The sequence below is a fragment of the Pseudomonas sp. ok272 genome, from assembly GCF_900109995.1.
GTDB lineage: Bacteria > Pseudomonadota > Gammaproteobacteria > Pseudomonadales > Pseudomonadaceae > Aquipseudomonas.
In genome coordinates this window covers 213,121-227,755 of record NZ_FOCB01000004.1, presented here as the reverse complement: position 1 = coordinate 227,755, position 14,635 = coordinate 213,121, and the positions used below count along the sequence as shown (strand labels likewise).

The window sequence follows — 14,635 nt, the reverse complement described above, 5'->3', positions numbered from 1 at the left end:
CGATCCAGAGATCGGACAAAGATCCAATGTGGGAGCGAGCCTGCTCGCGAAGAGGCCGATATAGGCGCTCTAGATCAACGTCTCGATACGCAATGAGTTAGTCGACCCCGGCTGCCCGAAAGGCACACCCGCGGTGATCAATAGCGTATCGCCGCGCCGGGCCAGCCCTTGGGCCTGGGCAATCTCCAGCGCAGTGGAGCAGATCTCGTCGACCTGGCGCAAGCGGTCGTTGACCACCGAGTGCACGCCCCACGCCACGCTCAGGCGGCGGGCCGTCGACAGGTTGGGCGTCAGGTTGAGGATCGGCACCGCTGGCCGTTCGCGGGCCGCGCGCAGGCTGGAGCTGCCCGACTCGCTGTAGTTCACCAGCACCGCCACCGGCAGGATGTTGCTGATGCGCCGGATCGCACAGCTGATCGCATCCGAGGTCGTGGCTTCGGCTTTCGCTCGGCTGACGTCCAACTGCGCTTGATAGTCCGGGCCGTTTTCCACCTGGCGGATGATCTTGCTCATCATCTGCACCGCTTCGAGCGGGTAGTCACCGGAAGCGGTTTCCGCCGACAGCATCACCGCATCGGTGCCTTCGGCCACGGCGTTGGCGACATCGGTCACTTCGGCGCGGGTCGGGGCCGGGGAGAAGCGCATCGATTCAAGCATCTGCGTGGCCACCACCACCGGCTTGCCGAGTTGGCGGCAGGTCGCAATGATGTCTTTCTGGATCTGCGGCACGCTCTCGGCCGGCACTTCCACACCCAGGTCACCCCGGGCGACCATGATCGCGTCACTCAGCGCGGCAATCTCTTGCAAGTGCTCGACCGCCGATGGCTTCTCGATCTTGGCCATCAGGAACGCCTTGTCGCCGATCAGGGCGCGGGCTTCGCGGATGTCTTCCGGGCGTTGCACGAACGACAGCGCCACCCAGTCCACCCCCAGCTCCAGGCCGAAGCTCAGGTCGCGGCGGTCCTTGCTCGTCAGCGGGCTCAAGTCGAGCACCGCTTGCGGCACGTTCACCCCTTTGCGGTCCGACAATTCGCCGCCGTTGAGCACGGTGGTGTCGATGGCATCGGCGTACGTGGTGACCACCCGCAGGCGCAGCTTGCCGTCGTCCAGCAGCAGGTCCATGCCCGGTTCCAGTGCGGCGATGATTTCCGGGTGGGGCAGGTTGACCCGGCGCTCATCGCCCGGGGTGCTGTCCAGGTCCAGACGCAGGGCTTGGCCGCGCACCAGTTGGACTTTGCCGTCAGCGAATTTGCCGACCCGCAGTTTCGGCCCCTGCAGGTCCATCAGGATGCCCAGCGGGTAATTGAGCTGGCGCTCGACTTCACGGATCCACTGGTAGCGCTGGGCGTGGTCGGCGTGATCACCATGACTGAAGTTCAGGCGGAAGATGTTGACCCCGGCCAGCACCAATTCGCGGATGTCTTCGATGCCGTCGGTGGCGGGCCCGAGGGTGGCGAGGATTTTGACTTTCTTATCAGGCGTCATGTTTGGAGCTCTCAAGGATCAGGATGGCGCGGAAGTCGTTGACGTTGGTGCGCGTCGGCTCGGTGACGATCAGGGCGTCCAGGGCCTGGAAGTAGCCGTAGCCATTGTTGTTGTCCAGTTCGTCGCTGGCTGACAGGCCAAGCGCGGCGGCGCGGGCATAGCTGTCCGGGGTCATGATGGCGCCCGCGTTGTCTTCGGAGCCGTCGATGCCGTCGGTGTCGCCGGCCAGGGCGTAGACACCGGGCAGGCCCTTGAGGCTGTCGGTGAGGCTGAGCAAAAACTCGGCGTTGCGCCCACCACGGCTGGAGCCGCGCACCGTCACCGTGGTTTCGCCACCGGAGAGAATCACGCAGGGCGCCGCCAACGGCTGGCCGTACAGCACCACTTGGCGGGCGATGCCGGCGTGGACTTTCGCCACCTCGCGGGATTCGCCTTCCAGGTCGCCGAGGATCAACGGGCTGAAACCGGCCTGGCGGGCTTTGACGGCGGCCGCTTCCAGGGACTGCTGCGGGCGGGCGATCAACTGGAAGTGGCAGCGGGCCAGGCTCGGGTCGCCGGGCTTGACGGTCTCCGAGTCGGGGCTTTGCAACCAGGCCCGCACCGACGGCGGCACCTCGATGGCGTAGCGCTTGAGGGTGTCCAGGGCCTGGGCCGAGGTGCTCGGGTCGGCCACGGTCGGTCCGGAGGCGATCACGGTGGCCAGGTCCCCCGGAACATCGGAAATGGCATAGGTGTACACCGTGGCAGGCCAGCACGCCTTGCCCAGGCGGCCACCCTTGATCGCCGAGAGGTGCTTGCGCACGCAGTTCATCTCGCCGATGGTCGCGCCGGACTTGAGCAGGGCCTTGTTGATGGCCTGCTTGTCGGCCAGGGTAATGCCTTCGGCCGGTAGCGCGAGCAGCGCCGAGCCACCGCCGGACAGCAGGAAGATCACCCGATCGTCCTCACTGAGGTTGCTGACCAGTGCCAGTACGCGCTTGGCCACGGCCAGTCCGGCCGCATCCGGCACCGGGTGGGCGGCTTCGACCACTTCGATTCTCTCGCAGAGCGCACCGTGGCCGTAGCGGGTGACCACCAGGCCCGACACTTCGCCGTGCCAGCAGCGCTCGACCACCTGGGCCATGGCCGCGGCGGCCTTGCCGGCGCCGATGACAATCACGCGACCGGTACGGTCCTTGGGTAAATGGGGTTCGAGCACATGCTGCGGATGGGCCGCGTCGATGGCGGTGGCGAACAGGTCACGCAGGAAGTGTTGCGGATCAACCGACATGGCGGACTCCCGGAAGTTCTTGTTGTTTGAAGGGCAACTCGGCCCAGTGTGGGAGCGGGCTTGCTCGCGAATGCGGCTTCAGATTCAACACAGATGTTGACTGACCTAGCGCTTTCGCGAGCAAGCCCGCTCCCACATGGTGATAGGGCTGGGCTTACTTCTTCTCGCGAATCGAGAAGTTGGCCATGTGCTCCAGGCCCTTGATCAGTGCCGAGTGATCCCAATTGCTGCCGCCGATGGCCGCGCAGGTGCTGAACACTTGCTGGGTGTTGGCGGTGTTGGGCAGGTTGATGTTCAGCTCCTTGGCGCCTTGCAGGGCCAGGTTCAGGTCCTTCTGGTGCAGGCTGATGCGGAAGCCTGGGTCAAAGGTGCCCTTGATCATGCGCTCACCGTGGACTTCGAGGATCTTCGACGACGCGAAGCCGCCCATCAGCGCTTCCCGGACCTTGGCCGGGTCGGCGCCGTTCTTCGAGGCGAACAGCAACGCTTCGGCCACCGCCTGGATGTTCAGCGCGACGATGATCTGGTTCGCCACCTTGGCGGTCTGGCCGTCGCCGTTGCCACCGACCAGGGTGATGTTCTTGCCCATGGCCTGGAACAGCGGCAGGGCGCGTTCGAAGGCATCGGCGTCGCCACCGATCATGATGCTCAGGGTCGCGGCCTTGGCCCCGACTTCACCGCCGGAAACCGGGGCGTCGAGGTACTGCGCGCCCTTGGCGTTGATCTTCGCGGCGAAGGCCTTGGTAGCGGTCGGCGAGATCGAACTCATGTCGATCACCACCTTGCCTTTGCCCACGCCCGCCGCAATGCCGTCGGCACGGAACAGCACGTCATCGACCTGCGGGGTATCTGGCACCATGACGATGATGAACTCGGCTTCCTGGGCCACTTCCTTGGGGTTGGCCAGCGCGACAGCGCCTGCGGCGACCAGGTCGGCCGGGGCTTTGTCGTGGTGCTGGGACAGGAACAGTTGATGACCGGCCTTTTGCAGGTTCGCTGCCATGGGGTGACCCATGATGCCGGTGCCGATGAATCCGATTTTAGCCATGAGAAAATCCTCTTGTTTTTATTGCTTCAAACGAAACGAATAAGGGCTGCTCTTTGTGGGAGCGGGCTTGCTCGCGAAAGCGGTATGGCATTCAGCATCTGTGTCGACTGACACGCCGCCTTCGCGAGCAAGCCCGCTCCCACAAGGGGGATCTATGTCAAATCGCGTTATGGGTTTTCAACCAGCCCAGGCCCGCTTCGGTGGTGGTCAGCGGTTTGTATTCGCAGCCGACCCAGCCCTGGTAACCGATGCGGTCCAGGTGTTCGAACAGGAAGCGGTAGTTGATCTCGCCGGTGCCCGGCTCATTGCGCCCGGGGTTGTCCGCCAATTGGATGTGGTGGATCTCGTCCAGGTACGTGGCCATGGTGCGGGCCAGGTCGCCTTCCATGATTTGCATGTGATAGATGTCGTACTGCAGGAACAGGTTGGCGCTGCCCACGTGCTCGCGGATAGCCAGGGCCTGGGCGGTGTTGTTCAGGTAGAAACCCGGAATGTCGCGGGTGTTGATGGCTTCCATCACCAGCTTGATACCGTTCGCCTGCAGCTTGTCGGCGGCGTACTTGAGGTTGTCGACGAAGGTTTTTTCCACGGTGGCATCGTCCAGCCCTTCAGGGCGAATGCCGGCCAGGCAGTTGACCTGGGTGTTGCCCAGCACTTGGGCGTAGACGATGGCCAGGTCGACGCCAGCGCGGAATTCCTTCATGCGATCCGGGTGGCAGGCGATCCCGCGTTCACCCTTGGCCCAGTCACCGGCCGGCAGGTTGAACAGCACTTGGGTCAGGCCGTTGGCATCCAGCAACGCCTTGATCTCGGCGCTGTTGAAGTCGTAAGGGAACAAGTATTCGACGCCACTGAAGCCCGCCTTGGCGGCGGCTTCGAAGCGGGCAAGAAAGTCCTGCTCGGTAAACAGCATGGACAGGTTGGCTGCGAAACGCGGCATGGTGGTCTCCCGTAAATGTGTTGGGTCCCCTGTGGGAGCGGGCTTGCTCGCGAAAGCGGTCCGACATTCAGCATCCGTGTCGACTGAAGCACCGCCTTCGCGAGCAAGCCCGCTCCCACCAGGAGAAACGATCAATCGTCAATCGAGCATCGAAATCGCAGTCGGTGCGTCGTTACCGACCAGCGCCAGGTCTTCGAACTCGTTGACCGCGTTGATCTCGGTGCCCATGGAAATGTTGGTCACGCGCTCCAGGATAATCTCGACAATCACCGGAACCTTGAACTCCTCGATCAACGCCTGGGCCTTGCGCAGCGCCGGCTGGATCTCGCCCGGCTCGAACACGCGCAGCGCCTTGCACCCCAGGCCCTCGGCAACCGCCACGTGGTCAACCCCGTAGCCGTTGAGTTCCGGCGCGTTGAGGTTGTCGAAGGACAACTGCACGCAGTAGTCCATGTCGAACCCCCGCTGTGCCTGACGGATCAGGCCCAGGTAAGAGTTGTTCACCACGACGTGAATGTACGGCAGCTTGAACTGCGCGCCCACCGCCAACTCCTCGATCATGAACTGGAAGTCGTAGTCGCCCGAGAGTGCCACAACCTTGCGGGTCGGGTCAGCCTTGACCACCCCCAGTGCCGCCGGAATGGTCCAGCCCAATGGGCCGGCCTGGCCGCAGTTGATCCAGTGCCGTGGCTTGTAGACGTGCAGGAACTGCGCGCCGGCAATCTGCGACAGACCGATGGTGCTGACGTAGCAGGTGTCCTTGCCGAACACCTGGTTCATCTCTTCGTACACGCGCTGCGGCTTGACCGGCACGTGGTCGAAGTGGGTCTTGCGTTGCAGGCTGGCCTTGCGCTGCTGGCAGTCTTGCAGCCAGGCGCTGCGATTCTTCAGCTTGCCGGCGGCCTGCCATTCGCGGGCCACTTCGATGAACACCGTCAGCGCGGCAGCGGCATCGGACACGATGCCCAGGTCCGGGGTGAACACGCGGCCGATCTGGGTGGGCTCGATGTCGACGTGAATGAACGTGCGGCCTTCGGTGTACACATCGATCGAGCCGGTGTGACGATTGGCCCAGCGGTTACCCACGCCCAGCACCAGGTCAGACTTGAGCATCGTCGCGTTGCCGTAGCGGTGCGAAGTTTGCAGGCCGACCATGCCAACCATCAGCGGGTGATCGTCGGGGATCGTGCCCCAGCCCATCAGGGTCGGAATGACTGGGATGCCGGTCAGTTCGGCAAACTCCACCAGCAGCTCGCTGGCGTCGGCGTTGATGATGCCGCCGCCGGCCACCAGCAACGGGCGCTCGGCCTTATCCAGCATGGCCAGGGCTTTTTCTACCTGGAGCCGGGTCGCGCTTGGCTTGGCCAGTGGCAGCGGCTGGTAGGCGTCGATGTCGAATTCGATTTCCGCCATCTGCACGTCGAACGGCAGGTCGATCAGCACCGGGCCTGGGCGGCCGGAGCGCATTTCATAAAAGGCTTTCTGGAAGGCGTACGGCACCTGGCCCGGCTCCATGACGGTGGTTGCCCACTTGGTCACGGGCTTGACGATAGCGGTGATGTCGACGGCCTGGAAGTCTTCCTTGTGCATGCGCGCCCGCGGCGCTTGCCCGGTGATGCACAGGATCGGGATCGAGTCGGCCGAGGCGCTGTAGAGCCCGGTGACCATGTCGGTACCGGCCGGGCCCGAGGTGCCGATGCACACGCCGATGTTGCCGGCCTTGGTGCGGGTGTAGCCCTCGGCCATGTGCGAGGCGCCTTCCACGTGGCGAGCGAGGACGTGATCGATGCCGCCGACCTTTTGCAGGGCGGAGTACAGCGGGTTGATGGCGGCGCCTGGAATGCCAAAGGCGGTATCCACGCCTTCACGACGCATCACCAGAACGGCGGCTTCGATTGATCTCATTTTGCTCATTGTTTTGTGCCTCGTAATATTTGTAATTGTATACAAGTTGCTTTGAGCGGAGTGTATTCACGGCGGGCGACGCAGGTCAATCCATTTTCTCAAGCGCCTGTTTCATTTGACGAGTGCCTGCAAACACTGTGTCGTTTCGTCGCATGTGGCGTTTTTCGATAACTACTGTATACAAAAAAATAACATATTGTGTTCTATTTGCTGCATCTGGATTCGCGGCACATAGAGTCCAAACCGGCTTTCCCATAACAAGATAAGGACGGCACCCATGAGCGCTTTAACCTTGAAAGTCGCAGTCAGCCTGACCAACCAGGCCATCAGTGCGGGGCGCGCGATCAGCGCGGCACCGTTGACCATCGCGGTACTGGATGCCGGCGGGCATTTGCTCAGCCTGCAGCGCGAAGACGGCGCCAGCCTGCTGCGCCCCGACATCGCCATCGGCAAAGCCTGGGGCGCGATTGCCCTGGGTAAAGGCTCGCGGCTACTGGCCCTGGACGCCCAACAGCGCCCCGCGTTTATCGCCGCGCTGAACAGCCTGGGGCACGGCAGCGTCGTGCCGGCGCCGGGCGGGGTGTTGATTCGCGATCAGCGTGGCGCCGTGCTGGGGGCCATCGGCATCAGCGGCGACACCTCGGACATCGACGAGCAGTGCGCCATCAGCGCGATCGAGGCGCAGGGGTTGCGCGCGGATGCGGGGGTGGTGGCTTGATTGGCGGCAATTGAGCTAGCGCCTTCGCGAGCAGGAGAGGCATGGCGGACACATGTCGTGTGAATGCCACTAGCCCCCTGTGGGAGCGGGCTTGCTCGCGAAGGCAATCCTCCAGACATATCCAGCTAGAGTCTGCCTCTCAGTATCAGGTTTGTTGAGCTAGCCTTCCCATGAGCTTTTGCATGAGGGGGCAACGGAATGCCCGAATTATCAGCTTCACACCGCCTACGCATTGGTCGTTGTTCGGAGCGAAACCGCATCTATCTACTGACCGCCAACACGCTTGGGCGGGAGACTGTTTTTGTGGATTACGCACTGGGCAGGCTAGTGGTGAGTCAATTCAGGCAGGCCCAAAATGATGGGTTTGTCGAGTCCTTAGCCTTTGTTGTTATGCCTGATCATTTTCATTGGTTGATTCAATTGAACAGAGGTTCATTGGGTCAATTGATGTGTCAGACCAAATCCTTAAGCACTCGAGCAGTTAATGTAGCGATGGGCAGGACAGGCAGTCTGTGGCAGCAGAGCTTCCATGATCATGCATTGAGGCAGGAGGAGGACTTGGTAAAGCTTGCCCGGTATGTCGTAGCCAACCCCTTGCGGGCTGGCCTGGTTGAGAAGCTGGGTGATTATCCGTTGTGGGATGCGATTTGGGTTTGACAGTGGCGCCGAGTCGTCCCGTTCGCGAGCAAGCCCGCTCCCACAGGGGATTTGCGGTGCTGAAGAAACTCTGTATGCATTCGCCTACGGCCTATCAGTCCGGCGCACACCCCTTGAGCACCAACCGAATGATGGTCTGGGTCGCGGCTTCGTAGTCGCTGTCGTCCAGCTTGGCCTTGCCGGTGATGGCGGAGATTTGCCAGTCGAAGTCGGCGTAGGTCTGGGTCGCGGCCCAGATGCTGAACATCAGGTGGTTGGGGTCGATGGGGGCGATCTGGCCGCGGTCGATCCAGGTCTGGATGCAATCGATGTTGTGCTTGGCCTGGCTGTTGAGCCGTTCCACCAGGTCGGCGCTCAGGTGTGGGGCGCCGTGCATGATTTCGCTGGCGAACACCTTGGACGCAAAGGGCAGGTCGCGGGAGATGCAGATCTTGGAGCGAATGTAGCGGCTGAGCACCTCGCTGGGCACGCCGTCGGCGTTGAACGGCGTCGAGGCCGCCAGGATCGGCTCGATGATGCTTTGCAGGACCTCGCGGTAGAGGTTTTCCTTGGATTTGAAGTAGTAGTAGACATTGGGCTTGGGCAACCCGGCCTTGGCCGCGATGTCGCTGGTTTTGGTCGCCGCAAAACCTTTGTCGGCAAACTCCTCACTGGCGGCACGCAGGATCAGTGCTTTATTACGCTCGCGGATGGTGCTCATAAACCCAGGTGTTCCTTGCCGATGCTGGCGGTGTCGCATGGTAGCACCGGGCTCGCGCGGCGCTCAAGAATGCCGGCGGCGACCTGGTGCCGGACAGGCGGCGGCCCGAGCACTCACTGACACGCCCCAAAACCACTGTGGGAGCGAGCCTGCTCGCGAAGACGGCAGCCCATTCAACCTCAACGTTGATGGTCACACCGCTTTCGCGAGCAGGCTCGCTCCCACAGGTTTTGTGTGTGCCGGGGTTACTCGGCGATCTGTAGCTTGCGCGCCTCGGTGTAGACGTAGCGCACCTTTTCGTACTCGAACGGTGAGTTCATCTGGCCGTAGCGCAAGTGGGTCTGGTAGCGGGTGTCGACCGCGCGCAGGACCCAGATTTCCGGGTGGTTTTCGCTGACTTTCGAGACGTTCAGGAAGTTGATCGCCGACTCTGCGGTGTAGTCCACCGCCAAGCCTGCGGTATCGCGGATGTTCGAGGGCCCGAGCAGTGGCAGCACAAAGTAGGCGCCGTCCGGCACGCCGTAGAAGCCCAGGGTCTGGCCGAAGTCTTCGCTCTGGCGCGGCAGGCCCATGGCCGTGGCCGGGTCCCACAGGCCGCCGACGCCCAGCGTGGTGTTGAGCAGCAGGCGTCCGGTGACTTCCATTGAGCGATGGCCCTTGAATTGCAGCAGGCTGTTCACCAGGTTGCCGACGTCGCCCAGGTTGTTGAAGAAGTTGCTGACACCGGTACGCAGGAAGCTCGGCGTGACGTAGCGGTAGCCATCGACCACGGGCAGCGCCACCCACTGATCGAAGCGGTAGTTGAAGTGGTACACCCGACGGTTCCACGACTCCATCGGGTCATAGACGTTCAGGGCGCTCAAGGTCGAGCGCTCGAACTCACGCTGGTCCAGGCCCGGGTTGAACTTGAGTTTGCTCAGCGGCTCGGTGAAGCCATCCGGGTCGACCACGGTTGGCGTGTAGGCCTTGCTGTTGTCGGCCTGTGCCACGCCTGTGCAGAGCAGCGCGGCGATCAGCAGAAGTTGTTTAGCCACGGAAGAACTCCAGCATGGCGTCAGCATTGACGCGGTAGTTGAGGTTGCCGCAATGGCCGCCATGAGGGTAGACCGTCAAGCGGTCGCCAAACGTGGTGCGCAGGAAGCCCAGGTCGCCGGGGCCCAGGATGACGTCGTCGGCGTTGTGCATGACGGCGATTTTCGGGCTGGCGCGCAGGTAGTCCTTGAGCGCATAGAGGCTGACCTGATCGATCAGTTGCAACAGGCTGCCGCCGTCGGTGCGCGCACGCCACATCGGAATCACCTGCTCGGTGAGGTAGCAGTCGAAGTCGCATTGCAGCGCACGCTTGAAGAACGGCGTGAGGCTGGTGCTCTCGGTGATCGGGTATTTGGGCGGGGTGATCAGGCCGCGGCGGTTGATCAGGTCGGAGGTGAAGGCGATATCGGCTGCCGAGAAGCGGAACGAGGTGCCAATCAGCATGGCCATCTGTTCGTTGGACAGGTGCTCCTTGGACTGCTGGAAGTCGTAGAGCAGGGCATCGTTGAGGTCGATGTAACCCTTCTGTTGGAAGTAATGGGTCAGCTTGCTCAGCACCAGTTCATAGAAGGTGGTGGTGTTGTTGATGCCCTTGACCTCAGTCTGCACCATCTTGTCGAGGTTGCTGATCGAGGTGTAGAGGTTGACCGGCGGGTTGAGCAGCAGGACTTTTTTGAAGTTGAAGCTGCGCCGGGTTTCGTCCAGGTGGGCGACGAACGCGGCGTCCAGGGCACCGAGGCTGTAGCCGGTGAGGTAGAAGTCGGTGACCGGTAGTTTCGGGTTTTGTGCTCGCACCGCTTGCATCACACGGTACAGGTCCTCGGCGTCTTCCTTGGACACCCCTGGCGTGGCAAAGCGCGAAGCCGCGGCGATGAAGTCGAAGCTGGTGGGCGAGGACAGTTGCACCACGTGGTAGCCGGCCTTGTAGTAGAGCCGCTTCAGGTATTCGTTGAGGGTGCTGTCATAGCGCGCGCCGGTGCCGGCGATCAGGAACATCAGTGGCGCCGCGTGATCCTGGGTGGCGATGCGATAGGTGAGCTGCTTCACGGCCCAGAAGTTGTCCGGCAACTGCCATTCGCGCTCGGGGCGCAGGTTCAGGCTGTGGTCCGATTGTGTGATGTCTTCATCGGCGGGCAGTTCTGGCCGTAGGTCCGGCGGCGTGGTGGCGATGGTCGCTTCAAATGGATTGGTAAGCGGGTAGCCATAGCTGGCGGCATCGACATCGGCCGCCAGTGCGGACGCACTCAAAATAAGGCCGCCGACAAGGGCAGCGAAGCGCAAGGAACGGAGCATGACTAAATCCCTTAGAGGATGGTGCCTAATGAGGTTCGCAGGCTAAGACCACGGGGGTGGCGCCTTAGTGCCATGCGTCGGCACCAAACAGGCTCAGTAGTGGCGAACAGTGGCTAATAGTAGCGAATAGTAGCGAATAGTAGCTGGACGATACACGTTGGCGCTCAGCGATGAGTATTTATCTGTTGATCGCCCTTGCGTCCGCTTGCGGTCGGATTAAGCTGGGCGCCGCTTTTGCCTATCGGAGTCCCTCATGTCCCGCCGTTTTCCCGTGATTTTGCTGCTTATCATCCTGCCGCTGTGGCTGGCCGCCAGTTATGGCGCACGTTATGGCTTTATGGAGGATGCTCGCTGGGTTGGCATTTGCGTCGATGCAGCCAGTCGCTGGGAATGCCAGGTACGTTCGAACCTGGGCTTGATGATTCACTTCAAGGTACTGGGCTGGGCGGCGTTGGTGGCGGCGGTGCTGGGCTTTGTCGTGCCGGGGCGCGCTGGTGGGTGGCTGGCAGTGCTGGCGTTGGCGTTTGGCCTGCCGGCGTTGGCGTTGTACAACGCATCCTTGGCGGTGTTTGCGGTGGTGTTGGCGGGGTTGCGGTTGGTTCGGGCGCGTCGTTCTGCCTGATTGATTGCTTTCGCGAGCAGGCTCGCTCCCACAGCGGATCTACAGTGAACACCGCACCGGTGTGTCACGAAAATCTGTGGGAGCGAGCCTGCTCGCGATGGGGCCTTCAGGGGGCTGAAGATCAGCCCTTACGCACCCGCAAGCTGCGCCACAGCGCGGCAACCATCAACCCACTGACCAGCGCCCAGCCCCAGGCTTGCTGGTTGAGCAGGCCTTCGTGGTACAGCTGCGGGGCGATGCCGGCGCCGATGATCAGCGTCAGTAGGGCGATTTCCCGGCGTGGCGCGTTGACTGGGCGTAGCAGGTAGACCAACGCCGGCAGCAGCAGCGCGGCACTGGGGAAGCTGCGATAGCGCGGTTCGAACACCAGCCCCAGCATCATCACCGCACCGGCAAACCCTGCCGCGGTCAGCAGCCAGCCGGCGCGCCGCTCCAGGGCTGCGAAGGCGCGTGCACGCCAGCCGATCCTGGCGCTCAGGGCTAGTGCGCCGTGGGCCAGGACCAGCAGGTTCAGGGCGATCAGCGCACCGGCCCAGATCCATTCATCTGCGGAGCGACTGGTTGCATGCGTCAATTGGCCAAAGGTGCCGATCGAGCACGCCGCCACAGCGCCCAGCAGCGGCAGCACCAGGGCGGCGCGGGTCGTGCGCACGCGACCGCCCAGCAGCAAAGTGGCGAACAAGATCAGGCCACCCACGGCCAGCCATTGTGGCCAGAGCGGCACATTGCTCACGGGGCCGGCCAGCACGCCTTTGTCCTGGCGGTCGGCGTCGAACAGTCCCCAGTAACCGCCGACAGCGCCTTCGCTGACACGTTTCCAGGGTTGGTCGAAGGCTTCGATCAGGTTGTAATGCCAGCCTTGTTGCTCGGCCATGGCCACGAACCCACGAATGAACGTGGCTTCGTTGACCCGGCTCGGCACGGCGCTTCGTCGTTGTCGGCCTTCGCTGGGCCAGCCGGTTTCGCCGATGAATATATCTTTGGGGGCGAACATGCCTTTGAACGAGTCGTGCACCGCCGCCAGTTGTGACAGGGACACGTTGACGTCCCAAGGGTAATCACCCCAGTAAGGCAGCAAGTGGATGGTCACGAAGTCAACGGCAGGCGCGATCTCCGGGTGCTTTTGCCAGAACTCCCAGACGTCGGCATAGGTCACCGGCTGCTTGACCTGGCTCTTGACCTGATTGATCAGCTTGACCAGTTGGGTGCTGGTGACTTCCTTGCGCAGCAGCGCTTCGTTGCCGACGATGACCGCGCTGACCACGTCCGGGTTGGCGTTGGCTTCGACGATCAGTTGTTCGACTTCCTTGGCGGTGGCCACCGGATCGCTGCTGACCCAGGCGCCGATCATCAGCTTCAGGCCATGTTTGCGCGCCAGGGCGGGCAGGGCTTCAAGGCCGGTCACCGAGTACGTGCGGATGCACTCAAAGCGCGTCGCCAGCAGGGCGAGGTCGGCGTCCATGCGCTCGGGGCGCAGCTTGAACGGCTGGTCGAACGGGGATTGGTCCTTGTCGAACGGGGTGTAGGAGGCGCATTGCAATTTGTGCGTGGCGCTGACGACCTCCGGCAGCACGACCGGTTGACCGAGGCCGTACCAGTAACCGCATAGGGCAAACACGCCAAGCAGGCAGGCAAACAGGTAAGCAAAAAAAGGCGAGCGTGAGGTGGCGGGCATGGTCAGACCGTCTGGGAGCAAAGCCGCGCATCTTACCTGCATTTGGCAAGTGGCTGGGTGATGTCGTTTCCCGCTGCCTTGAGGTCGCAGACAGAGCAGGTCGTGGTGTCCATGGGGCTGATGATCGATTCATCAGTACTCCGCTGATGTTCGAACGAGTTTGCGGTGAGGCGTGATGGGGGCGCAGCGCACCATAGCACTACGTTGACGCCGCCCGGCATCCGTCGGGCGCAGCACTTTCGGGGACGTAACGATGAAGATGCGACGACTCTTAGGCGCCGGTACCGCCCTGGTACTGGCGATCGGCTCTACACCGGCCTTTGCCGACAGTAAAACCTTGAGCATCGGCTATGTCGACGGTTGGTCCGACAGCGTGGCGACGACCCACGTGGCCGCAGAAGTGATCAAGCAGAAGCTCGGTTATGACGTGAAGCTGCAGGCAGTGGCCACCGGGATCATGTGGCAGGGCGTGGCCACCGGCAAACTCGACGCCATGCTCTCGGCCTGGCTGCCGGTGACCCATGGCGAGTACTGGGCCAAGAACAAGGACAAGGTGGTCGACTACGGCCCCAACTTCAAAGACGCCAAGATCGGCTTGATCGTGCCGGAGTACGTCAAGGCCATCTCCATCGCCGACCTGAAGAGCGACACCAGCTTCAAGAACAAAATCGTCGGCATCGACGCCGGTTCAGGCGTGATGCTCAAGACCGACCAGGCGATCAAGGACTACGGCCTGGACTACAAACTGCAAGCCAGTTCCGGCGCGGCGATGATTGCCGAGCTGACCCGTGCCGAAGATAAGAAGGAGTCCATTGCGGTAACCGGTTGGGTGCCACATTGGATGTTCGCCAAGTGGAAGCTGCGCTTCCTCGACGATCCAAAAGGCGTGTACGGCGCCGCCGAGACCGTCAACAGCATCGGCAGCCTGGGCCTGGCGAAGAAGGCGCCGGACGTTGCCAAGTTCTTGCACAACTTCCAGTGGACCTCCAAGGATGAAATCGGCGAGGTGATGCTGGCGATCCAGGACGGTGCCAAGCCTGATGCCGCCGCCAAGGATTGGGTGGCCAAGCACCCGGAGCGGGTCGCTGAATGGCTCAAGTGATGTGAGCGCAGGCGTCTAGCCGGTACGCCTTTAGGGCGTTTGCTGTTCCTTGTGGGAGCGAGCCTGCTCGCGAAGGCGGTGGATCAATCGACATCCATGTTGACTGACGCGCCGTCTTCACGAGCGGGCTCGCTCCCACATTTATTCAGCGCACGGTTCAAGGTTGGCGAAATGGACAGGTCGTTCTA

The 14,635-nt window shown here is 62.4% G+C and carries 13 protein-coding genes; 4 read left to right on the top strand and 9 right to left on the bottom strand.

Annotation, left to right across the window (positions count from 1 at the left end):
- Window positions 1-69: 69 nt before the first annotated feature.
- The 5 genes from pyk to gcl form a co-directional block, all read right to left on the bottom strand.
- Window positions 70-1,485, bottom strand: a complete 1,416-nt coding sequence (pyk, locus tag BMW74_RS08935; RefSeq protein ID WP_093416944.1) for a pyruvate kinase — start codon at window positions 1,483-1,485, stop codon at window positions 70-72.
- Window positions 1,475-2,755 carry a glycerate kinase type-2 family protein gene (locus BMW74_RS08930; protein WP_093416939.1) on the bottom strand — a complete coding sequence of 427 codons (1,281 nt, stop codon included), beginning with the start codon at window positions 2,753-2,755 and terminating at the stop codon, window positions 1,475-1,477. The genes pyk and BMW74_RS08930 overlap by 11 nt, the downstream gene beginning before the upstream one ends.
- A 154-nt stretch (window positions 2,756-2,909) precedes the next feature.
- Complete coding sequence (locus tag BMW74_RS08925; protein WP_093416935.1) at window positions 2,910-3,803, bottom strand: 2-hydroxy-3-oxopropionate reductase; 894 nt, start codon at window positions 3,801-3,803, stop codon at window positions 2,910-2,912.
- Window positions 3,804-3,960: 157 nt separating this feature from the next.
- Window positions 3,961-4,743, bottom strand: coding sequence for a hydroxypyruvate isomerase (hyi, locus tag BMW74_RS08915; protein WP_093416925.1), 783 nt, complete (start codon window positions 4,741-4,743; stop codon window positions 3,961-3,963).
- Between the two features lie 138 nt (window positions 4,744-4,881).
- The gene (gene gcl, locus BMW74_RS08905) at window positions 4,882-6,657 is read right to left on the bottom strand and encodes a glyoxylate carboligase (RefSeq protein ID WP_093416916.1); all 1,776 of its coding nucleotides are present in this window, start codon (window positions 6,655-6,657) and stop codon (window positions 4,882-4,884) included.
- A 268-nt stretch (window positions 6,658-6,925) separates the two neighbouring features.
- On the opposite strand from gcl, the gene BMW74_RS08900 reads away from it, so the two are divergent.
- Both BMW74_RS08900 and BMW74_RS08895 read left to right on the top strand, forming a co-directional pair.
- On the top strand, window positions 6,926-7,366 hold the full coding sequence (locus BMW74_RS08900) for a GlcG/HbpS family heme-binding protein (RefSeq protein WP_093416911.1): 441 nt from the start codon (window positions 6,926-6,928) through the stop codon (window positions 7,364-7,366).
- A 198-nt stretch (window positions 7,367-7,564) separates the two neighbouring features.
- Complete coding sequence (locus BMW74_RS08895; RefSeq protein ID WP_093416906.1) at window positions 7,565-8,023, top strand: REP-associated tyrosine transposase; 459 nt, start codon at window positions 7,565-7,567, stop codon at window positions 8,021-8,023.
- Window positions 8,024-8,117: 94 nt separating this feature from the next.
- Here BMW74_RS08895 and BMW74_RS08890 read toward each other — a convergent pair whose 3' ends face one another.
- The 3 genes from BMW74_RS08890 to BMW74_RS08880 all read right to left on the bottom strand — a co-directional run bounded on the left by BMW74_RS08890 (window position 8,118) and on the right by BMW74_RS08880 (window position 11,048).
- Window positions 8,118-8,723, bottom strand: coding sequence for a TetR/AcrR family transcriptional regulator (locus tag BMW74_RS08890; RefSeq protein ID WP_093416901.1), 606 nt, complete (start codon window positions 8,721-8,723; stop codon window positions 8,118-8,120).
- A gap of 245 nt (window positions 8,724-8,968) precedes the next feature.
- Window positions 8,969-9,757 carry an MlaA family lipoprotein gene (locus tag BMW74_RS08885; protein ID WP_093416897.1) on the bottom strand — a complete coding sequence of 263 codons (789 nt, stop codon included), beginning with the start codon at window positions 9,755-9,757 and terminating at the stop codon, window positions 8,969-8,971.
- On the bottom strand, window positions 9,750-11,048 hold the full coding sequence (locus BMW74_RS08880) for a serine/threonine protein kinase (RefSeq protein WP_093416893.1): 1,299 nt from the start codon (window positions 11,046-11,048) through the stop codon (window positions 9,750-9,752). Before BMW74_RS08880 ends, BMW74_RS08885 begins: the two co-directional genes overlap by 8 nt.
- 253 nt (window positions 11,049-11,301) lie before the next feature.
- Here BMW74_RS08880 and BMW74_RS08875 point away from each other — a divergent pair, with 253 nt between their 5' ends.
- Window positions 11,302-11,670, top strand: a complete 369-nt coding sequence (locus BMW74_RS08875; RefSeq protein WP_093416889.1) for a hypothetical protein — start codon at window positions 11,302-11,304, stop codon at window positions 11,668-11,670.
- A gap of 121 nt (window positions 11,671-11,791) precedes the next feature.
- On the opposite strand, the gene BMW74_RS08870 is transcribed toward BMW74_RS08875, so the two are convergent.
- The gene (locus tag BMW74_RS08870) at window positions 11,792-13,387 is read right to left on the bottom strand and encodes a glycoside hydrolase family 17 protein (protein ID WP_093416886.1); all 1,596 of its coding nucleotides are present in this window, start codon (window positions 13,385-13,387) and stop codon (window positions 11,792-11,794) included.
- A 211-nt stretch (window positions 13,388-13,598) separates the two neighbouring features.
- Between BMW74_RS08870 and BMW74_RS08865 the strand changes: the two genes are divergently transcribed.
- Window positions 13,599-14,447, top strand: a complete 849-nt coding sequence (locus BMW74_RS08865; RefSeq protein ID WP_093416881.1) for a glycine betaine ABC transporter substrate-binding protein — start codon at window positions 13,599-13,601, stop codon at window positions 14,445-14,447.
- Window positions 14,448-14,635 lie beyond the last annotated feature (188 nt).